Genomic DNA, 19380 nt, shown 5'->3' on the forward strand with positions numbered 1-19380 from the left:
CTCGGAGATCTCTCAACCACCCAGGGGGGAGAGGGGAGTTAAGTTGAATCTGGAACCTAGACAGAGGTGAGGCCATGCAACCCAAAGGCGTTTTCTGGAAGCGGCGGCAGGTGTTGGCGGGCCTGGGATCCCTAGGGGCTTGGCTGGTTGGGCAAAGCTCTCCTCTGGCGCAAAACACCGGCGAGAACCCAGTGGAGTTGGGATCCCTGAGCTGGGCAGATATCCTGGAGCGGGCGCGGGGCAGCCAGGTGAATTGGGCCATGTGGAGCGGCAGCGAGGCCATCAACGGTTTTGTGGATGGCTGGGTCAAGCGGCAGTTGCAAGAGCGCCATGACATTCGTTTGAACCGGATCCCGCTCACGGATACCGTGGAAGCGGTCAACAAAGTGATTGGAGAGGTGCAGGCCGGGTTGCGCAGCGGCGGCAGCCTTGATCTGATTTGGATCAACGGCAACAATTTCCGCACCCTCAAGCAGGGGAACTTGCTCTACGGCCCCTTTGCCCAGAAACTGCCCAGCCTGCAGTTCTACAACCCTGCCGATATCGCAACGGATTTTGGCCTGCCCACCGAAGGCTATTCTGCCCCCTACACCGGCAACTATTTCCTGATGGCCTACAATGCCGAACGGGTGCCCAATCCGCCCCGGAGCTATGCCGAATTGTTGGCCTGGGCCGAGGCCAATCCAGGCCGGTTCGCCTACGTGGCCCCGCCGGATTTTCACGGTAGCCGCTTTCTGTTGAGCGCCTTCTACGGTGTGACAGGAGGCCATGCCCAATACAGCGGGCCGGAGTTCAATGCCGAGCTCTGGGCGCAACAATCCCGCGCTCTGGTGGACTACCTGAAAAAGCTGGATCCCTTGTTGTGGCGGCGAGGGCAAACCTATCCACCCACCTTTGCCCGCCTGGCGGAACTATTTGCCAACGGCGAGGTGTGGCTGATCCCCACCTTTATCGACCAGGTGATCTTGCGCAAGGGCAACGGCCAGTTTCCCCCCAGCACCACCCCCTATGGAATCCCCGGCACCAGCTTGATCGATCCCTCGTTCACGGCCATTCCCATCAACGCGGCCAACCCTTGGGGGGCAATGGTTTTGGCGGAGCTCTTGGCCAGCCCGGAAGGACAACTGGAAAAGTTCAAGCCGGATGTGTGGGGGGATCTGCCCCTGATCGATATCCGTCGTCTGTCTGCCGAGCTGCAGACCAACTTTGCCCAGCTAGAAGCTGCCGCCGGGATCCCCATTCGCGAGGCCATCGCCGGCGCTGTGCCCATCGTCCACCCCGAATACACGGTGCAACTGGAAGCCCTCTGGCAGCAACAGGTTTTGCCGGGATAGGTGGCCCCTCACCCCCAGCCCCTCTCCCAGCCCTCACCCCCAGCCCCTCTCCCTCAGGGAGAGGGGAGCTTTCGCTTCTCTGTTTCTGCAGGTGAGATGCTTGCTGTTCTGGCTTGGGGCAGCCAAACGCGAAAATGCGTCCATCCTTCCGGGCTGCTGACGGAGATCTGGCCCCCCATGTGCTCCACCAGTTGCTTGACCAGGGCCAGCCCCAGGCCGGTGCCGCCGTGCTTCCAGCGATCCGACTGCGGGATGCGGTAGAACTTCTCAAAGATGCGGGGCAGCTCCGACTCCGGGATCTCGCTGCTGTTGCTGCAGACAAAGAGGATCCCTTCTCCTTCCCAGGCCACCTGCAGGTGGATGGATCCCGCGGGGGCGGTGTATTTGACGGCGTTGTGCAGCAGCTCGCGCAAGATGCGGCCCAGGGCCGTGGGATCCGCCTCAAGGGGTGGGATCCCCTCTTCTAGATGCAGTTGCAAACTTTGGTTTTTGGCCTGGGCCAGGGGCTGAACTGCCGCCACCAGATCCCGCAAATAGCGCGGCAGAAAGATCTCTTCGGGTTGGAGCAGATACTTCTCGGCTGCCAGCCGCTGCATGTCCAGCAGGTCGTTGATGAGATCAATTTGTCGGTTGCATTCCTTGAGGGCGATGGCGAAATAGTGCTGCTGCTTCTCGGGGTTATCGCGGGCTATTTGCAACATTTGTAGGGCCATGCGCACATTGGTCATGGGGGTGCGCAGCTCGTGGGAGACGGTGCTCAAGAAATCGTCCTTGAGCAGGTTGAGCCGCTCCAATTCCTTCACCTGGGCCTGGGCCGCCTCATACAGACGGGCCTGCCGCAGAGCCAGAGCAGACAGGTTGGCCACCTGATAGGCCAGTTGTCTCTCCGCTTCGGAAAACTCCTGCTGCCGCTCCAACAGCAGCAGCCCCAGCCGCTCTTGCTTGTCCCAAAGGGAGCAAGCCAAAAGCTGTACCCAGTGCCCCCCTCGCTCCTTTTGACAACAGCAGTGGACTTCCCAGGGCTGGTCAAGAAACGCATGGGAGTGCAGCAGGTGCCTCAGCTCGGGATCGTTGAGGCAGGCGGGATCCGCCTTCTCCGGAAACGAGCAAGCCGGGATCCAAGAGGATCCATCGGCGCCAGTCAAGAAAATATGACAGCCGGTTAGGTTGAGGGCCTCGGCCAGGCTCTTGACCACCTCTTCCAGGATCTCCCCCTCCTTGAGGCCGGCCACCATCTGGCCGCTGAGGGAGCGCAGCACCGCCTCAAAGCGCAAAGACTGCTGCAGCTTGGCGGTGCGCAGCGCCACCTGGGCTTCCAGCTCCCGGTTGAGGGCTTCTAGCTGCTGTTGGATCCGCTTTTGCTCGGTGATCTCCCGCCCCACCGACAGGATCTCCACCAGTTGGCCCTGGCTGTCGAAAATGCCCTGATCCACCCAGCTCACCCAGCGGGATTGGCCATCTTCGCCGGGGTACTCCCGCTCGCTGCGGTGGTAAGGGTGCTCAGGCGTCAGAGCCGCAAGGGACTGCAGCACCGCGGCTTGCTCTTCTTCCGGGAGCAGATCCCGCCAAGGTCGGCCCAACACTTCTTCTGGGGAACAGCCAAAAAAGCGCAAGAGCGCAGGGTTGCCGTAGGTAATTCTCCCATCGGGCTGAAAGCGGCAGATCAGCTCCGTCTGCTGCTCCACCACAGCGCGGTACTGCTGCTGCTGTTGCCAGAGGCGATCCAGCAAAGCTTGTTGGTTGGTGGCCGCCTGCTGCCAAGCCTTGGCCAGGGTCTGCACCTCTTGGATAGGGCCGGGATCCACAGGGGGCCAGGCCAGGATCTCAGTGTGCACAAATTGCTCCGCTATTTGGGTAAGGCGGCGCAGCGGACGAGAGAGGGCTTCGCTGAGGAGGATCCCGGCGGCCAAAAAGCCCAGCAGCAGCCCACCCCCCAACAGGGCCGCCTGCCGAGCACTGGCATAGACAGGGGCTAAAAGGGCGCCCTCCGGGATCCCGTAGACGAAATAAAAGCCCGGCCCCCATTGATCCTGAATGGCCATCACCTGCACCCAGTAAGGGATCCCGTCCACCCTGAGGCGCAGCAAACCTTCAGAGGCCGCCGTTGCCCAGGATCCCACCTGCTCTTGCACAGCCAGCAGCAGCGGCTGGGGAGACAGCTCCTCCCTGCCGGCCACCACCTGGCCCTCTTCATCCAGCAACCAGCTCACCCCTGGATACGCCAAGCTGGCCTGCAGATCCTCCAGAAAAGCCTGCAGTTGCTGAGCCGAGAGAGCAGCCACCAAGCTGCCGTAAACCCGCCCCTCCGCCTCGGCCAAGGGCAGCGCTGTCAGGATCAGCCGCTCCGGCCTCTGATTGGGAAACTCGACAAAAAAGTTGCTCACCACCCAGGTACGGCGGGCCCCTTCCTGTTGCAGGATCCCGGGAAACCAAGACAGCCGCCGCAAATCCACAAAGCCCAACTGCCGCGTCAAGCCGGTGGGATCCCCGCTTTCCGGATCCCGCTGGCAGCCCTGGACGGATCCCGGCTTCAGGCCTGGCGTGTGGTAGGTCCAGATCGACCCACCGGTGTGGCGGCGGGCGGTTACAAACCCCCCCTCCGCTGAGACAAAGCCGATGTAGCTCAGCTCGGGAAACTGCTGCAACTGGCGGGCAAAATAGGCCTCAAGCCTCTCCAGATCTTGCGGCTGAAGCGCGGCCAAATTGGGCAGTAGCTCCCACTGGACTGCCCCTTGATTGAGGGCATTGATCTGAAGGGGGGCTTGGAGATAGCGCCTGAGGTGCTCTTCAGTGCGATGGTTAACCTCACTCTTCAGGTGCTCGGCCAACTGCAGCGCCATCTGCCGCCCAGCCCGCCAGGAGAGATAGCCCACCCCGCCTGCCCCCCCAGCCACTGCCAACAGCAGCGGCAACAGCAGCGCCACCTGCAAAGGAACCGCTCGAGAAGTGAGGAAGGGCAGGCGCATTGGAGAAGAAGAGGAAAACAGCATGGGATCCCTAGGCTTGGGGCGGCTCCAGAGCTCGCTGCAAAGCGCCGAGGAGAATTTCGGCACCAATGGCCAATAGCGCCACCGGGATTGCTCCCACCAACAGGATAGCGTTGTCGTAGAGGGCAAACCCCAGCGTGATGAAGCTGCCCAGCCCGCCCGCCCCGATAAAGGCCGCCAACGTGGCGCTGGCAATGACCTCGATAGTAGCGGTTTTAACACCGGCCAAGATTACCGGCAACGCCAAGGGGATCTCCACATGGCGTAGCACCTGCGCCGGCGTCATGCCCATTCCCAAAGCAGCTTCGCGTAGAGCCGGATCGAGACTGCGGAAGGCCACATCCGTGCTGATTAAAATGGGGGGCAAGGCCAAGATCGTCAGGGCAATCGCCGCCGACTGAAAGCCAAGGCCAAAGTAGGGAATGGCCAAAAACAAAATCGCCAAGCTGGGGATCACCCGCAAGCTGCCGAAGGCATTGATCACCACCAGGGAAACCACCTGCGAGCGGGAGCTGCCAAAACCCAAGGGCAGGCCCACCAGCAACGCGATCCCCAGCGGCACCACCACCAGTTGCAGGTGCTGGAGGAAAGCTTGAACTAGCAGGTCGCTGTTGCTGTAGGCGTAACTTAAAGAGCTGGCCAAAAGACTCATCGAGGGTGGGTAGGTGGCAGCAAGCTCCAAGATAACTCCCCTCTCCCTCTGGGAGAGGGGCTGGGGGTGAGGGGATCCCCTTAGTCCTCTGGGGGCAGCTTGAGGATCTGCCGCTGGCGCATCCCCTGCCAGCGCTGGATAAGGTCGCTGTCGATGCCGAACTGATCCAGCGCCTTCACCACGACAAAATCCACCAAATCCAAGAGGGTGCGCGGCTGGTGGTACCAGGCCGGAATGGCCGGGACAATGCGCACCCCTGCTTCCGCCAGAGTGGTCAAGTTGCGCAGGTGGATCAGGCTAAAGGGGGTTTCCCGCGGCACAATGACCAGACGGCGACCTTCTTTAAGCTGCACGTCGGCCGCCCGCTCCAGCAGATCTGAGCTCAGGCCGGCAGCCAACTTAGCCACCGTCCCCATGCTGCACGGGATCACCAGCATCCCCTGGGTGCGATAAGAGCCACTGGCGATGGTTGCCCCCACCTCCTGCCAACGGTGGCAGACCAGGGATCCGCCCTCGCTTTCGGCCTGCTGCCGCCAAAATTGCGCCTGCTGCCGGGGATCCACCGGCAACAGCACCCCTTGCTCTCCCTGCCACACCTGATAGGCCGCCTTGGAGACCACCACTTCGACGCGGTAATCCAGGCTGAGCAGGACGTGCAAAGCCCGCACAGCATAAAGCATCCCAGAGGCGCCTGAGACGCCAAGGATGATGGGCAGAGAGGATGTCAAGGGCCGCCGCAGAACGTCTTCTGCTCAAGTCTAGCGAGGAGAGCTCTCTCTGATCTCACTCTTGGGGCTGGGCGATGTCGAACTCGGCATCGTAGTCGAAGTCCTCGTCTTCCTCAACCCAGTCTTCTCCCAGCCTGTCGTCTGTGGCCAACTTCTCTTCCTCCAAGCGGCCTTTGGTTGCGTACTCCTCGTCCTCTAGGCCCAGAGCGGCTCGCTCTGCCCGCCGCCGCAAGCGTTCCAAAGCCTCCGGCGTGATGAAGGGATAGGGCAGCCCCTGCGCTTGCGCCTCCTCTAGCGCCGCCCGGTAGCTCTCCACTTCTTTAATATCGATTTTCCAGCCGGTGAGACGGGCGGCCAGGCGCACATTCTGCCCCTCTTTGCCGATGGCCAGGCTGAGCTGGTCGCCGGTCACCAACACGTGGGCCTGTTGGATTTCCGGATCCACCAGCCGCACCTCCACCACCTTGGCCGGGCTGAGGGCGTTGGCGATGTAGGTGGCGGGATCCGGCGACCAGCGGATGACATCGATTTTCTCGTTGCGCAGCTCGGCTACCACCGCCTGAATGCGGGATCCCCTTGCGCCAATACAGGCCCCCACCGGATCCACGTCTCGCTCCACCGTATCGACGGCGATCTTGGTGCGCGGCCCCACGTTGCGGGAAGGGGGGTTGGCCTCCCGCGCCACCGCCACGATGCGCACAATATCCTCTTCGATCTCCGGCACCTCGTTGGCAAACAGGTTGACCACCAAGCCGGCATCGGCCCGGGAAACCAAAAGCTGCGGCCCCCGCCGGGATCCCTGGTAAACCTGTTTGAGGTAGACCTTCATCACCGTGTTGGGGGTGTAGCGATCGCTGGCCAACTGCTCCTTCTTAGGCAGCTCGGCCTCCACCTCTGGCTGGCCGAAACCGCTGGAAACAGCCATGATCACCTTCTGCCGCTCCATGCGCAGCACCCGTGCCTGCAGTACGGTTTTTTCCAGATCGCGGAACTCTTCCTGAATCAGACGGCGCTGCTGATCCCGTAACTTTTGCGCCAGCACCTGCTTGGTTTGGATGGCCGCCATGCGGCCAAATTCCGCCTGTTGTGGGGTAACGTCACTCATGACCTGCCAGCCCACTTCGGCTTCTGGATAGTCCTGCTGCACGTCGTACAGGGAGATCTCGTGATCCGGATCCTGCACCTGCTCCACGATGGCTTTGGTGGCCAAAACGCGAAAGCCCCCTGCTTCCACATCCAACTCCACATCGAAGTTGCGGAAGTGATCTTCTTCAAAAACGACATCTCGCTGGATGGTTTTGCGGTAGCGTTCGTAGCCTTTGAGCAGCGCCTCTCGCAGGGCATCGGTGACCACATGGCGGGGCAGGTTGCGCTCCCGCGAGATCATCTCCACCATTTCTGCCAAACCGGGCAGAGGCACCATCGACATAAACTGTTGTCCTCCTAATGCAACTTAAGCTGGGATGAAACTGCTATCACTGTTGCTCCGCAATCCTGACGGGAAATGCATCGTCGCATAGCAGGTAGCTCCGACGCGAAGACAGGGCAACACACTTCGCGGCCGAACGTCCTCTCTATCCCCATTCCTCTACTCGGTTTCTGCCTCTGAGAGGACAACGCGCTGGACTGAGGCGCGGGGCAACTGGACTCGTCGCCCTTTGAGGGAGAGGGCAACGTTCTCCTCATCCCGACCCAGTAGGTGTCCTGACCAGACGGTTTTGCCCTTGTAGGGCGGATCCACCGTCACCTGCACCGCAAATCCTTTGAAAACCACAAAGTCGCGGTCGCTGGTGAGCAGGTTGGTGATGCCGGGGCTGGAGACCTCCAGCACATAATGGCCGGGGATCAGATCCACCCGATCCAGCTCCACCTCCAAGGCCTGGCTCATGGTTTCGCAATCGGCATGGCTGGTTTCTTGATCCGGATCCAGCGGACGGATGTCCACCCGCAAGACCGGTGGATACTGATTGGTGTGAAAAACCATCTGCACCAATTGATACCCCAGTCGAGCGGCCACAGGACGGGCCAAGCTCTCCAACTGTAGAATAAGAGGGTGAACCATAACCAACTCGTCGCCAACCTATGTTGCAGCCAGAGCCGAACCCACTTGGGCCGGTGCCGGCAACAGGGGCGCTCAGCCCCCCAAAAAGCAAAAAAGTGGGCGCTGCCCACTCCCCGTTGTCATTGCGGAGATTGCCTGGGAGCTGCCTGGAGCCGGTGCAGACTCTGGGCGTGCTTCCCTTCAATCTATTTTAAAAGATCTCGTCTGGTTTTGTCATGGGGATCCTGACTTGCGTTTTGCCCACGCGATCGGCACCAGATCCACAAAAGGCAACATCTATAATGTGGACAACTGCGGATTTGCTCGACTATTCAGCCGCGTTTTGTGGGGTTACCTATGACCGTTGCCTTTTCCTACCCGATCTTCGGCCCCAGCATTCAGTGTCCCCACTGTCGGCAAACGATTGCGGCCCTCACGCTGACCGATACTTACCTCTGCCCTCGCCACGGCGCCTTTGAGGCGGATGCTGAGCAAGAGGAGCTGGTACATCTGCAATCCGGACGGCGCTGGCGTTTTTGGGAAGGCCGCTGGTTTCGTCAGCACACCCACGCCGATGGGATCCGCTTCGAGATTCATGAAGAATTGGATCGGCTGCGCATGCAAGGGATGCGAGCCACACAGGTGATCGTGGCCGAGCGCTACCGCCCCTTGCTCACCCCCTACCTGGAGCAGGGATCCCATCGCCGTCCCGGCCCACCCCGCCTCTACGGCCTGCCGGTTAGCTTCAGCTCCCAGCTTCCTGAAGGAGCCGGTGGACCACCGCAGCGCTGGCGAGTGATCAACTTCGAGCTGATCTGCGAGCTGGATCCGGCCATGCGCCAGCCGCAATCCCGGCTGCAGTTCTGCGATTAGAAGGACAAACGGCCAGGGAGCTGTTGCGGTGAGCATCAAGCCCCCTCGGCTCTGAGATTTTTCTCCGGATCGGGGAGAGCTATGCCTTGATAGGTGTAGCCTCATAAACTACCCCACCGCATAGGCGGGTGAGGTTTTAGCGCTACGCGCCGCTGACGCGAATGGTAGGCCCTGCAGTTGGCAAGCCAACCACGAACCCCTAGGTCGGTTTACAGCGGCCCCCAAAAGCGCAATCACAAAGGACTCCGTCCCGCCAGCGCGAAACGCCGCAAAACGGCTGACCGCCCCCATGAAGGTGGGCCCCTCCACGATCACCACATCCCCCGGCTCCACAAAGACCTGGGGCAAGAGGCCGAGGATCTGCCCAGAGCGATGGCCGATCAGCAGGTTTTCCAGTTGGGCCTCCACCCCTCTAGCCGGCATCAACTGCAGCACCACCTCAATCAACCCGGCAAACGTGCCGCCATAATTGAGGGCATTGTCCCCATCCTCTGCCAACACCTCCGCCGTGGCCCGTGCCAAGTCGGTCTTGGGAAACAAACGCGAGTCTAAAGGCAGAACTGCTCACCACCGGCACCGCCCCTAGATCTCCGCGCCAAGAGGCGGGGGGATCAAAGCCTGCGCCCGTTGGGCAAACAGGGTCTGCAACAGAGGCTGAGCTGCTGCGTTCGCAAAAGCGTCGCGTAGCGATGATGAGGTCTGGGTCATAGCAAGCAAGACAAAAAGAAAAATGCAGACTAGCCTAGGCCAATGATTGCCACGATAACAAGAAAGAACTGCCCAGCAGCAGGGATCCCAAAACCCGCCGCCAGCCCCGGTAGGGGATCTCCGCCAAGACGCCGCCGGCGCTCAGGCACAGGAAGGGGAGCCCCACCAATCCCCAGCGAGCACTTTGCTGCAGGCTGTTCACTTGGGGATCCCAAAACCACGTCGCCAGCATCCCCATCCAGAGGACATGGCCCAGGCCGGCCAAGCTGAGCAAGGCTTGTTGCCGTTCCGCCCAGGGCCAGCCCAACCGCACCAAGCTCAACCCCAAGGGCAGCATCAAAGTCGCCAAAACGGCCAAGCCACCTTGGGAGCTGAGGCGATAGGCAACCCTTGCAGAAGGATCAGCCGGTAGATCGACCCGTCCCAGCCAAGAAAGGGCCATCACCAGCAGCAGCAAAAGCAGCCAAAGTGCCCCTCGCGAACGCAGCGGCTGCCGCGACCACTGCTGGCTCGTCCACAGCCCCGCCCAGAGCAAAGCCAAGGGCCAAATCTTATAGGACAGGGCACAAGCTAGGGCCAGACCCCACCGGCGCAAGGCAGATCCCGGCCCAACGCCGCAACTGCACAGCCACACCCAGGTGCTCAAAATCTCGCTGCCCGGCTCCAACCCTTGGGTCAGCACCCAGGGGCTGAGTCCCCACAGCCCGACACTCCAGAAGTTGCCCCAGCTCCAGCACAACAGCAGGATGGCCAAACAAGCCATGACCGAGAAGATCCGCAACAGCTCTCCAGCCGGGATCCCCGTTCCCTGAGCCAGCCAGGGCACTAGGCCATCCGCAAACCAGTGGTAGAGGGGCAGTTCCGGCTGACCGGATGGCAAGGATCCCTCAGAGCCGCTCACGGGCACAACGCGCCACCACTGCAGCGGAGACGGTTGCCCCCAGGAGCGGAGCCGCTGTCCCAAGAGCAGGCCCATCCCGCCCCAAAGCAGCCAGTGGCCTATGCAACCAAAACCGACCAGACGTCGGCGGCGATGTTTGTCCGTGTTGGACGACCGCAGTCGGGAAAATGAGCCGCGGGGCAGCCGTTTGCCCTGGCGAGGTTTGGCGGGGGGAAACTTCATAGGTATGCCCTATTGTGTTCCTGAACGGAATGGTCATTCGACCAGCAGCAGAACATCCAATGCCTCTCCCTCTGGGAGGAGAAAGTGTCCTTGTGTGCCTTGCAAAACTCCCCGCCTACAGAGAAGGTCTAGTCAACTCTAGATCGCCCGTCAAGGGGCAACCCGACTGCTGCCAGCGACGGATGGCCTGAGCGGTGAGCCCCTCGGTTACATCGCGAATCGGGATCCCCGCTCCGGTTACCTGCAGACGCACCAACTGCCAGGGATCCCCAGACCTAGCCCGCAGCACATAGGCCTCGTAGGCCAGTTGCAGGGTTTCGCTGCGCCGACCGGCCAAGGGGTTGTCCTGGGGGTGTTGGGGCAAGACCAAGCGGCGCTCCAACGTGGTGAAATACAGTCGAAAAGCCTCTGCAGCTGTTGTGGTGTCCGAGAAAACCTGAGCCAGCTCCTGAGGAGGGAGCATTTCAACCTCCGGCTTCCCCACAAGCACAACCTGAAACTCAGAGCGGGAGCGGCTCAAGGCCAGATTGAGGAACAGAGGCAACTGCTCCGTTAGAGCCTCAGCCCAAACCTGAGGAGCAGCCAGACAGGCTTCTCCGCTGGCCGGGGCGGCAGGAAGGCTGCACAGGCCCAAAGCCACCGATAAACCCACTCCCAGCCAACACCCCCTGCCGTTCGCGTTGGCGGACTGGACAGGTGGCCTATGGCGTCGTTGCCTCACAGCACCACTTAGCCAACAGCGGGCGAATCCCTCAACCTTCTCACCCAGAAGCATCCCACAAGGCTTGGAAGCGCCGCAAGGCCGCCACCGGATCCGGAGCAGCAATGATGGGGCGACCCACCACCAGGTAGTCGGCTCCTGCCCGCAGAGCTTGGTCGGGCGTGCAGATGCGCTGTTGATCATCCCCACCATCCCCCACCCTGGCGTCGCTCAGACGGATCCCTGGAGTAACCAGCAGAACCTCCGGCCCCAAAGCCTGGCGCAGCCGCCCCACTTCCTGCGGGGAGCAGACCAGCCCCTTCACACCTTGATCCAGGGCCAGTCGGGCCAATTGTAAAACGTAGTCGCCAGGATCCCGTTCAATGCCCAGCTCCTGCCGCACCTGGTCGGGGCCGAGGCTGGTTAAGAGGGTCACTGCCAACAGCCGACAGGAACTGCCCTGGGCGGCGGCCACGGCTGCCCGCAACATAGCACTGCCACCGCAAGCATGGACGGTGAGCAGATCCACCCCATAGCCGACGGCCACCTCCGTAGCCCGTCCCACCGTGTGGGGAATGTCGTGCAGCTTCAAATCCAGAAAAATGCGCTTGCCCCTTTCCTTGAGAGCCTGGAGGATAGAGGAACCCGCAGCAGAGAACAACTCCAGGCCCACCTTCCACCACAGCACCTGCGGCAAAGCGTCCACCCACCCCACAGCCTGCTCCCAAGAAGAGGTATCCAGGGCAACAATCAGGCGGTCACCCTTCATCGCGACTCATTCCAGGGCTCACGTTCCGGGGCTCGTAGTGGGGGCAACCTTCACAGGGGCCGTGCGGATTGACGGCACAGCGCAACTCTGGAGAATGGGCATTGTAGCGACAGGTGGGATCCCCGATGGAGTCGGGCGGCGAAGCCACGTAGGTATAAACAACCAGGCCACCAAATCCTATCGGGCTGACGAAGAAACGGCTGCTGCTGAAAGATTCGCCCACAGAAGGGTTGAAGGTTTCCTCGCAAGGTTCTGGCTCCAGTTCCTCCTCCAGATTCCAGAGCGCTTCCCACTGCCGCAGGGTTTCTTGGAGAGGCACGGCCAGGTGTTCCGTCAGTTCTGTCAGGGCTGTTTCCAAAGCGGCGAGGCTTTCTTCCGCCGCTTGGGTGAAGGCTGCCACCCATTCCTCCAATAGCTTCTCAAAATCCATGCAGCAGCGACCTAGAGGCTCTTTCTTTACCTTACTGCCAACCTGGGCGATCTTTAACTTCCTCTTAACTTCCTCCGTAAACTACCCGACTCCGACCGCTAAGCGGTACGGAGCAGGCTTAAGCGCTCCGCGCCGCTGACGCGAATGGTAGCCCTGCAGTTGGCAAGCCAACCACGGACCTCTGGGCCGGTTTACAGCGACCCCCAAAAGGGCAATCACGTTGGCACCGTTAAAATCTGCATCCCCTTCCCAACCACAGACCGGGTTCACACAACGAAAATGCTTCCCTTCCCGTTGCCCAAGCCACAAACACCGGTGGCAGGTCTGCGAGCTGTAGGCAGGCGGCACCACCACAACCTTCACCCCTGCTCTGGCGGCCTTGTAGTGCACAAACTGCCGCAACTGGTAGAACGCCCAGCTATTGCTCCGTCGCCGCTCCGTCTTGCTGCGCGGCTGTTGGTTGGTACGTTCTCTAATTCCAGTCAGGTCTTCCAAGGCAATAAAGCTGTGGGTCGCCAGCGCCCTAGAAATAATCGCTTTGGAGATGCAGTGGTTCACCCAAGTTTGAAAGCGCCTCTCCCGACCAGACAGCCGTTGCAGCAGTTGCCGACACCTGCGCCGAGAACTGCGTGTGCCCCTACTGGCCTTGCGTTGCAGAGCCGCCCTCAACCTGGAGTAGTGGTCTCTGACCTGGTTCAACTGCTGTCCATTCCAGTGGTCTCCCTCAGAGGTGTGGGCAATATCTCTCCTACCCAAATCCACGCCAATTGCCTTGGTGGTGTCTTGTGGCTCCGGTACCTCAGACTCCACGCAAATTTGAATGGAGTAGGAACCGTCTTGGCGTTTGACCAACGTGGCTGCTTTAGGGTTTGAGCCTGCTAACATGCCGCGCTGGTAGTTACTTATATCCAGCTCAAAGCGTTCGCGTCCCTCAACGGTGGTCAGCGACACCGTCCAGTCTTTTTCCCGAAAAGAGAAGATGCGGGCATCGTAGGTAACAAAGCCGCTCTTGAACGCTTTGACTGGACGATTCTTTTGCTGGGCAACCTTGCGGGCAGCGGCCAGCCTTCTGCATACCTGTTGTGCCAGGTTGCTGGATAGCCCAAAGCGGGTACGAATTTCGCGGTAGCAGAGAGATTGAAGCTTGACTGCGTTGACCACCTTCTCTGGTGTGTTTTGGTTGACCCAGTTGAGTGCTTGTGCAAAAGCAGACAAGGTTGCCTCTAGCTTCACGGCTTGCGAAGCAGACACCTTGAGCTTGCAGGAGATAGTCAGGACTTGGGCCATGTCACAACTATACGTCGTCCGCATTTCTCCCGACCCTGACCCTACGGGCACAGGGCGGGGCTCCTGCGGTTTCTAGCTGAGCAGCCCAGGCAGAGTCAAGCGACCTCCCTAGCGGGCGGTGTCGCCCAACACTTGAGTTTCCGAACGCAGCTCGGGATATTCTGGCGGGGTGAAAACGTGTAGGCGATTCGGGGGCCAAAAGCGAAAAATGGTGTTGCCGATGATGTTTTCTTCCGGCAAAAAACCCCACACATGGGAGTCCTGGCTGTCATTGCGATTGTCCCCCATCACAAAATAGGAGTGAGGAGGAACTACAAATTCGGATCCCTGGTTGGGAACTCCAGGGCAGCGCTCTCCAGGACAAGAATAGTTGGGAGGAGCATAAATATAGTCCTCCTGCAGTGGGATCCCGTTGATGATGACCTCACCATCGGCGATACGAATGCGATCCCCAGGTAGGCCGATCACCCGCTTGATGTAGGCGCCGTTGAAGTTCAGCTTGGCAGGCGGGTAGAAAACAATGATGTCGCCGCGTCTGGGCGGGCCAAAGCGGTAGCTGACCTTTTCCACCACCAGCCGATCCCCTTCTTCCAGGGTGGGCAGCATGGAATCGGAGGGGATCCAACGCGCCTCCGCCACAAAGGTGCGAATGCCGAAAGCCAACAGCAGCGCCAGCACAACCGTCAGCAGGTTTTCCCGCTGCGCCTGCCACCAGGTGCGGGATCCCGAGCTGGCAGGTGCCGACTGGGGCTTGGGCAGAGACGTTGGATCTTTGGACGGCATGGGAGCTAACGGACAAGACTGCACGATCTCAAGATTATCGCACCCAGCAGGAGCCAGCATCGAAAAGACGAATGGCCGCCAGTAGCTTACGATCGAGAGACACGTAGCCTGTAACTTGCAAACCCCATGACGATTTCAACAGAAGAACGCCTAGATCGGCTTGAGCGCTTGGTCGAGACCAACAGCCAAGCAATAGCCCACCTCAGCCAACAACAAGGGGAAATTTTGCAGCGGATCGATCGGCTCGCAGGAGATACTGGAAAGCTCTCAGAGCGTGTCGAGAAACTATCGGGCGACGTCGAGAAACTATCGGGCGACGTCGAGAAACTATCGGGCGACGTCGAGAAACTATCAGGTGACCTGGAAAAACTGACTTTTAAGTTCGACACCGCTCAGAGCATCGGAGAACGGCTGGAACGTCTGGCCACCAGTCTCATTGCCGGGGCCACCATCAGCATTATTGCCGGTGTGATTTTGGTGCTGTTGCGGGAGGGATCCCGTTAGGAAAAAACTGCTTGGGTTTGCAACGGGAATGAGAAACTTGGGCCACCGGCAAAAGGCATTGGGAGCCCATAAAGCCAAGAAGCAAGGCAAAAGCTAAGATGCCCTCGAAATGCCTGGGGGCTCAACTGCCGGAATTGAGTTTTTCCCAGTCCTGCTGATGGATGGCGATCATCTGGGCTTGAGCCTGGATAGCTGCCAACACCTCTGTCATCAGGGGCCAGTCGCTCCGCGGTGGACTGGGGTACTGCTTGAGTTTGTCGATTGTGTTGCTGAGAGCACTTTGCAGTTGTTGTAGCAGTTGATGGGTCTGTTGGGCCAAGGCTAAGGTCTCGGAGACGCGGAGGTTATTCTGACCTTGTTGATATTTCTGGAGGGCTTCCCCTCGCAAAATACTCAAGATGGCTCCTTCTCTGGCGAGGGCAGTCTGGCCACTTTTGGAGCGCTGCGGGATAATGCGCAACTGCAAAACCAGTGGCTCCCCCCGGTATACCCGTTCCACCTCTGCCTGCTGCGGCTCTCCGAGCAGCTCTGGATCCAGTGCCATCATCCGCTTCATGGAGGCGAGCAACTTCGCCCGTATGGACTCCGAAAGATCTTTGAACAGATCCCGCAAAATCCCCTGCTGACGGTAGCGCACCCGACAAGAAGCCCCCTCTTGAGGTTCCACAAAAATCTGCTCGGCTTTCTCATCCAAAGCCCGTCGCAGCATCGAGTTGAGCAACTGCTGCACCGTCTCTTCCGATTCGTCGGCGGGGACAGGCGGAGCAGTTGGCCGAGCGGAGGGGGGCTGGGTTGGCGTCAACTGCGTGGGTGGCCCCGCCACAGGAGCGGGAACCTCCCGCGTCACCCGGCTGGCTTGGGCCTGGAGGCGCAGCCGCTCCACCTCTGCCGGGTCGGGGGGATGGCTGAAGTAGTAGGCAATGAGATCCTGCTGCTGCTGAGCGGTGAGCGGGATCGGCTGGACGGAGATCTGGGAATAGGCCAGCATCTTGCTCACGTAGTCCAGCGCTGCCAAATCCTGGGGATCCACCATGCCCAAAATGAGGCTGTCGGTATCCAGGGCCACGGGCACAACCTGGTAGTAAATGCAGATCTCCACCGGCAGGTATTGGGCAATCAGGGCCGGCACCCGCGCCCGGTCAATGATTGAGTGTTGTCCCACCGCCAGAGAGGCATTTGGATCAGTCATGGCAAGCCTGGAGTGGATCCCGCACAGGCGAGACATCGCTTTCGAGCATTTTGATCATAGAGTAAAGGCTGCCTCCCCGCCGCCTGAGCCCCACAGCATCCAGGCTCGTCTGACCGGCGCAAATTGCATAATGTAATACTAGGAGCATTCTAGAATCCTTTACACCCACAGCAGTCAGGCCTTGTTAAGTCTTGGAGTTAACATCGACCACATTGCCACCCTTCGCCAGGCTCGCCGCACCGTAGAGCCGGATCCGGTGGCAGCGGCAGTGATCGCCGAGTTGGCGGGGGCAGATGGGATCACAGTGCACTTGCGCGAGGATCGCCGTCACATTCAAGATCGGGATGTGCGGCTGTTGCGGCAAACGGTGCGCACCCACCTCAACCTGGAGATGGCCGCCACCGATGAGATGGTGGCCATTGCTCTGGAGATCAAGCCCGACTACGTCACTTTGGTTCCCGAACGGCGGGAGGAGATCACCACCGAGGGGGGCCTGGATGTGGCAGGGCAGGTGGCGCGTCTTAGCGATGTGGTCGGCCAACTGCAGGGATCCGGCATTCCGGTCAGCTTGTTTATCGACCCGGATCCAGTGCAAATTGCCGCTGCCGCCCAGGTGGGGGCCCGCTGGGTGGAGCTGCACACGGGGCGCTATGCAGAAGCTGCCTCCGCAGCTCGGCGGCAGGTGGAACTTGAGCATCTGGAAAAAGGCTGCCAACAGGCCCTTCAACTGGGCCTGCGGGTGAATGCGGGACATGGTCTCACCTACTGGAATGTCGGCCCGGTGGCGCGGATCCCGGGTATGGAGGAGCTGAACATCGGCCACAGCATTATCAGCCGAGCGGTGCTGGTAGGACTGGATCGGGCGGTGCGAGAGATGCGTCAGGCGATGGGATTAAGCTGAGGAGCAGGCCCGGCATGGACTCGGAATACTACGGCTACGAAAACTACGTTCTGGAGCAGGCTGAGATCGAGCGCCTGCTGGATCTGCTGCCTGCCAGTATGCGAGAGAGCGTCAAGATCTTGCCGGCCTCGGAACGGCAGACAGTGGTGATCAAGGGCCGTCGGCAAATGCCCTGGGAACGGCAAATGCGGCTGTTTATCAAGCCCTACGAGTGGCGGCAATTTACCCCCCTGCAGCGAGCGGGGCTGTTCCTGCACAAGGTGGGCTACTACAGCCGGGCAGCCTCGCGGCAGATCGACTTTTACCTGGCCATAGCAGCTCTGGGAGGGTTGAGCTTGATCTTTGAGGCTGTGCAGCAGGATCCGGTGGGAGCAACGGTTTCGGGAGGTTTGAGTGGCTTGGCCCTCTGGCAGTTGCGCCGCGACCAAACCAACGACCGCCGTCTGTTGGCTGCCGATGCCTATGCGGTGGATCGTCTGGTGTTGCGCGGGATCCCACGGCTGCAGGCGGTGGAGGCTCTGGGGCAGGCGCTGCACGTGGAGGCCCGTCTGGAGGGGCGCTCCGGCAATGATCTACTGGACATGTTGCGCTATCAGAACCTAAAGCGGCTGGCCCAGCGTCCGGCGGAAGATATTGTGCTGAGCTGAGGGAGATGCTTTCCCCCTCGCGGCTGGGATCCCAGGTGGGCCATTGGGGCCATTACCTCCTGCAGGTGGCGGTAACCGATTCCACCAATCGGCTGCTCCTGGACTGGAGCCGCCGGTTTCCACAGCCGCTGCCGGTGGGCACGGTTTTGGTCAGCACCCGCCAACGGGCCGGGCAAGGTCAACATGGGCGGGTATGGCACTCTGAGCCGGGAGGGCTGTATCTATCGGTCTGGCTGGGATCCCCGCCCTTGCATCACTCGCTGCTGGAACTGACCCTGACCTTGGGCTGGGGTATTGCGGGCAGTCTGCGGCAAAAACTGGGGATCCCGCTGCGGCTGAAATGGCCCAACGATCTGGTGGTGGTGGGCCCGGATTCTCTGCTCAAGCTGGGGGGGATCCTGGTGCAAAGCCGCTTTGGGGGGGACGGGCAACTGCTGGGGCTGGTGGCCGGCGTGGGTGTGAATATCAACAATCCCGTGCCCGCCGGGGCGATCACCTTAGCCCACATCTTGGGATCCCGACAGTCCCTCGACCGCACCGAGATTGCCGGCTGGGTTCTGCAGGGGATGGAGCAGGGATTCCAGGTCTGGTTGCAAGAGGGATTTGGCCCCGTTCGCCCAGAGTACGAAGCCTGGATGGTTCAGTCGCAAGTCCAAGGAGCCCAGGGGGAAAGCAGCCTCACGGTCTTGGGCCTTGCCGAGGATGGGCGGGTGCGAGTACAAACACAAGGGGAGCGAGGATCTATCCTGACGCTTGCACCTGACCAAGTTCGCTTGAGCTATCACACTCCTGTTGGCGGCGATCTGTAGCCTTTCTGGTTTTTCTTGTGTGGCCTGTGTTGAGTGCGGTGATGAAGCCTTTGGTTGCGGCAGCGCGCCTTTTCTTCCCACAAAGGCGGCGGCTGCGCTTTTGGCTGGGTCTGCTTTGGCTCTATCCCACGGCTCTGCTGGCCCAGACACAACCCAACCCTTTGCCCCCACCGCCCGTGGTGGAGCCGGCTCTGGACACGCCTGGGGCGGCAGCCCTGCTGCTGGATGGGGCCATTCCTCTACGGGGAGAAGCTCTTGAGGCGGGAACCCACCCAGAGACGGTGGTGGGCCGGGAAATGGTTATTGAGCCGAAAAAAAACCGTGGCCTGGCCACCCCCGGCAATAGCGGCACGGCGTCCTTTTCTCAACCTGAAGGTGGGGTGCCGGTGGTGCTGATGGAACGCAGCTCCGGTCGCCGCATCATCCTCACCCCAGGTGAAGAGATTCGCATTGAGGATCCCAGCCAGACCCAAGCGCCTGAACCGCCAACGCCGGAGTTACCAGAACTGGCGGCAGGTGAAGAACGACTGCTCTATCCCCTACCCCATCCGGTGCCGATTACTTCTGGGTTTGGCATGCGAATTCACCCCATTCGCGGAGAGCCGGAGTTCCATGCCGGGGTGGATTTGGGGGCCAGCCTGGGAACGCCGATCTTGGCCTCTTTGAGCGGCAAGGTGGTCACTTCGGGATCCCTGGGCGGTCTGGGGATCACCGTTGTGCTGGAGCATGCCGGCAACCAGCGCACCCGCTATGGCCATATGTCTGAATCTGCTGTGGGTGTGGGAGAAGTCGTGAAGCAGGGCACCGTAATCGGCTACGTGGGGGCAACGGGAGCGGTGACGGGGCCCCACTTGCACTTTGAGTTGTGGCACCAGACGGTGGGGCAAGGCTGGGTGGTTTTGGACGCTACCGATG

19 protein-coding genes and 1 pseudogene are annotated in these 19380 nt (G+C 60.7%); 7 read left to right on the forward strand and 13 right to left on the reverse strand.

Annotation, left to right across the window (positions count from 1 at the left end):
- Window positions 1-74: 74 nt before the first annotated feature.
- A complete protein-coding gene (locus NW858_RS01555; protein ID WP_414519477.1) occupies window positions 75-1334 on the forward strand; it encodes an ABC transporter substrate-binding protein in 1260 nt (419 codons plus the stop codon).
- 53 nt (window positions 1335-1387) lie between these two features.
- Here NW858_RS01555 and NW858_RS01560 read toward each other — a convergent pair whose 3' ends face one another.
- The 5 genes from NW858_RS01560 to rimP all read right to left on the reverse strand — a co-directional run bounded on the left by NW858_RS01560 (window position 1388) and on the right by rimP (window position 7763).
- Complete coding sequence (locus tag NW858_RS01560; protein WP_414519479.1) at window positions 1388-4324, reverse strand: ATP-binding protein; 2937 nt, start codon at window positions 4322-4324, stop codon at window positions 1388-1390.
- A gap of 7 nt (window positions 4325-4331) precedes the next feature.
- On the reverse strand, window positions 4332-5003 hold the full coding sequence (locus NW858_RS01565) for an ABC transporter permease (protein WP_414519481.1): 672 nt from the start codon (window positions 5001-5003) through the stop codon (window positions 4332-4334).
- 50 nt (window positions 5004-5053) lie between these two features.
- Window positions 5054-5701, reverse strand: a complete 648-nt coding sequence (locus NW858_RS01570) for a flavin prenyltransferase UbiX (protein WP_414335627.1) — start codon at window positions 5699-5701, stop codon at window positions 5054-5056.
- 55 nt (window positions 5702-5756) lie between these two features.
- Window positions 5757-7130, reverse strand: a complete 1374-nt coding sequence (nusA, locus tag NW858_RS01575; protein WP_414335625.1) for a transcription termination factor NusA — start codon at window positions 7128-7130, stop codon at window positions 5757-5759.
- Between the two features lie 159 nt (window positions 7131-7289).
- Entirely contained in the window at window positions 7290-7763 is a 474-nt protein-coding gene (gene rimP, locus NW858_RS01580; RefSeq protein WP_414519483.1) for a ribosome maturation factor RimP, read from the reverse strand.
- A 336-nt stretch (window positions 7764-8099) separates the two neighbouring features.
- Here rimP and NW858_RS01585 point away from each other — a divergent pair, with 336 nt between their 5' ends.
- The gene (locus tag NW858_RS01585; protein WP_414335622.1) at window positions 8100-8615 is read left to right on the forward strand and encodes a TIGR02652 family protein; all 516 of its coding nucleotides are present in this window, start codon (window positions 8100-8102) and stop codon (window positions 8613-8615) included.
- 108 nt (window positions 8616-8723) lie between these two features.
- Here the strand turns inward: NW858_RS01585 and NW858_RS01590 are convergent.
- The 7 genes and pseudogenes from NW858_RS01590 to lepB all read right to left on the reverse strand — a co-directional run.
- Window positions 8724-8852: pseudogene (locus NW858_RS01590) on the reverse strand (RNA-guided endonuclease TnpB family protein); the annotation flags it as partial.
- A gap of 505 nt (window positions 8853-9357) precedes the next feature.
- The gene (locus NW858_RS01595) at window positions 9358-10446 is read right to left on the reverse strand and encodes a hypothetical protein (RefSeq protein WP_414519485.1); all 1089 of its coding nucleotides are present in this window, start codon (window positions 10444-10446) and stop codon (window positions 9358-9360) included.
- Between the two features lie 115 nt (window positions 10447-10561).
- A complete protein-coding gene (locus NW858_RS01600) occupies window positions 10562-11086 on the reverse strand; it encodes a hypothetical protein (RefSeq protein WP_414335619.1) in 525 nt (174 codons plus the stop codon).
- 121 nt (window positions 11087-11207) lie between these two features.
- Window positions 11208-11915 (reverse strand): orotidine-5'-phosphate decarboxylase, encoded by a 708-nt coding sequence (pyrF, locus tag NW858_RS01605; RefSeq protein ID WP_414335617.1) that lies wholly within the window; start codon window positions 11913-11915, stop codon window positions 11208-11210.
- The gene (locus tag NW858_RS01610) at window positions 11905-12345 is read right to left on the reverse strand and encodes a DUF6464 family protein (protein WP_414335615.1); all 441 of its coding nucleotides are present in this window, start codon (window positions 12343-12345) and stop codon (window positions 11905-11907) included. The genes pyrF and NW858_RS01610 overlap by 11 nt, the downstream gene beginning before the upstream one ends.
- A gap of 81 nt (window positions 12346-12426) precedes the next feature.
- The gene (locus NW858_RS01615) at window positions 12427-13632 is read right to left on the reverse strand and encodes an RNA-guided endonuclease InsQ/TnpB family protein (RefSeq protein WP_414519490.1); all 1206 of its coding nucleotides are present in this window, start codon (window positions 13630-13632) and stop codon (window positions 12427-12429) included.
- Between the two features lie 108 nt (window positions 13633-13740).
- Window positions 13741-14415, reverse strand: a complete 675-nt coding sequence (gene lepB / locus NW858_RS01620) for a signal peptidase I (RefSeq protein ID WP_414336229.1) — start codon at window positions 14413-14415, stop codon at window positions 13741-13743.
- 126 nt (window positions 14416-14541) lie between these two features.
- Here lepB and NW858_RS01625 point away from each other — a divergent pair, with 126 nt between their 5' ends.
- Window positions 14542-14919, forward strand: coding sequence for a hypothetical protein (locus tag NW858_RS01625; protein ID WP_414338938.1), 378 nt, complete (start codon window positions 14542-14544; stop codon window positions 14917-14919).
- A 121-nt stretch (window positions 14920-15040) separates the two neighbouring features.
- Here NW858_RS01625 and NW858_RS01630 read toward each other — a convergent pair whose 3' ends face one another.
- The gene (locus NW858_RS01630; protein WP_414369121.1) at window positions 15041-16108 is read right to left on the reverse strand and encodes a hypothetical protein; all 1068 of its coding nucleotides are present in this window, start codon (window positions 16106-16108) and stop codon (window positions 15041-15043) included.
- 181 nt (window positions 16109-16289) lie between these two features.
- Between NW858_RS01630 and NW858_RS01635 the strand changes: the two genes are divergently transcribed.
- The 4 genes from NW858_RS01635 to NW858_RS01650 all read left to right on the forward strand — a co-directional run.
- Entirely contained in the window at window positions 16290-17009 is a 720-nt protein-coding gene (locus NW858_RS01635; protein ID WP_414335993.1) for a pyridoxine 5'-phosphate synthase, read from the forward strand.
- Between the two features lie 14 nt (window positions 17010-17023).
- Window positions 17024-17656 (forward strand): DUF3318 domain-containing protein, encoded by a 633-nt coding sequence (locus tag NW858_RS01640; protein ID WP_414335991.1) that lies wholly within the window; start codon window positions 17024-17026, stop codon window positions 17654-17656.
- 5 nt (window positions 17657-17661) lie between these two features.
- Window positions 17662-18465, forward strand: a complete 804-nt coding sequence (locus NW858_RS01645) for a biotin--[acetyl-CoA-carboxylase] ligase (protein WP_414509859.1) — start codon at window positions 17662-17664, stop codon at window positions 18463-18465.
- A 41-nt stretch (window positions 18466-18506) separates the two neighbouring features.
- Window positions 18507-19380: M23 family metallopeptidase (locus NW858_RS01650; protein ID WP_414519488.1), on the forward strand; the 874-nt coding region annotated here is incomplete at its 3' end.

This window comes from Synechococcus sp. H55.10, assembly GCF_047502715.1.
Lineage (GTDB): Bacteria > Cyanobacteriota > Cyanobacteriia > Thermostichales > Thermostichaceae > Thermostichus.

Bases quoted from the DNA above. Each gene is read 5' to 3' on its own strand.
- NW858_RS01615 (WP_414519490.1), bottom strand. From the start codon at position 13,632: ATGGCCCAAGTCCTGACTATCTCCTGCAAGCTCAAGGTGTCTGCTTCG.
- NW858_RS01640 (WP_414335991.1), top strand. From the start codon at position 17,024: ATGGACTCGGAATACTACGGCTACGAAAACTACGTTCTGGAGCAGGCT.
- NW858_RS01555 (WP_414519477.1), top strand. From the start codon at position 75: ATGCAACCCAAAGGCGTTTTCTGGAAGCGGCGGCAGGTGTTGGCGGGC.
- pyrF (WP_414335617.1), bottom strand. From the start codon at position 11,915: ATGAAGGGTGACCGCCTGATTGTTGCCCTGGATACCTCTTCTTGGGAG.
- NW858_RS01560 (WP_414519479.1), bottom strand. From the start codon at position 4,324: ATGCTGTTTTCCTCTTCTTCTCCAATGCGCCTGCCCTTCCTCACTTCT.
- NW858_RS01595 (WP_414519485.1), bottom strand. From the start codon at position 10,446: ATGAAGTTTCCCCCCGCCAAACCTCGCCAGGGCAAACGGCTGCCCCGC.
- lepB (WP_414336229.1), bottom strand. From the start codon at position 14,415: ATGCCGTCCAAAGATCCAACGTCTCTGCCCAAGCCCCAGTCGGCACCT.
- NW858_RS01630 (WP_414369121.1), bottom strand. From the start codon at position 16,108: ATGACTGATCCAAATGCCTCTCTGGCGGTGGGACAACACTCAATCATT.
- NW858_RS01585 (WP_414335622.1), top strand. From the start codon at position 8,100: ATGACCGTTGCCTTTTCCTACCCGATCTTCGGCCCCAGCATTCAGTGT.
- NW858_RS01610 (WP_414335615.1), bottom strand. From the start codon at position 12,345: ATGGATTTTGAGAAGCTATTGGAGGAATGGGTGGCAGCCTTCACCCAA.
- nusA (WP_414335625.1), bottom strand. From the start codon at position 7,130: ATGTCGATGGTGCCTCTGCCCGGTTTGGCAGAAATGGTGGAGATGATC.
- rimP (WP_414519483.1), bottom strand. From the start codon at position 7,763: ATGGTTCACCCTCTTATTCTACAGTTGGAGAGCTTGGCCCGTCCTGTG.
- NW858_RS01625 (WP_414338938.1), top strand. From the start codon at position 14,542: ATGACGATTTCAACAGAAGAACGCCTAGATCGGCTTGAGCGCTTGGTC.
- NW858_RS01645 (WP_414509859.1), top strand. From the start codon at position 17,662: ATGCTTTCCCCCTCGCGGCTGGGATCCCAGGTGGGCCATTGGGGCCAT.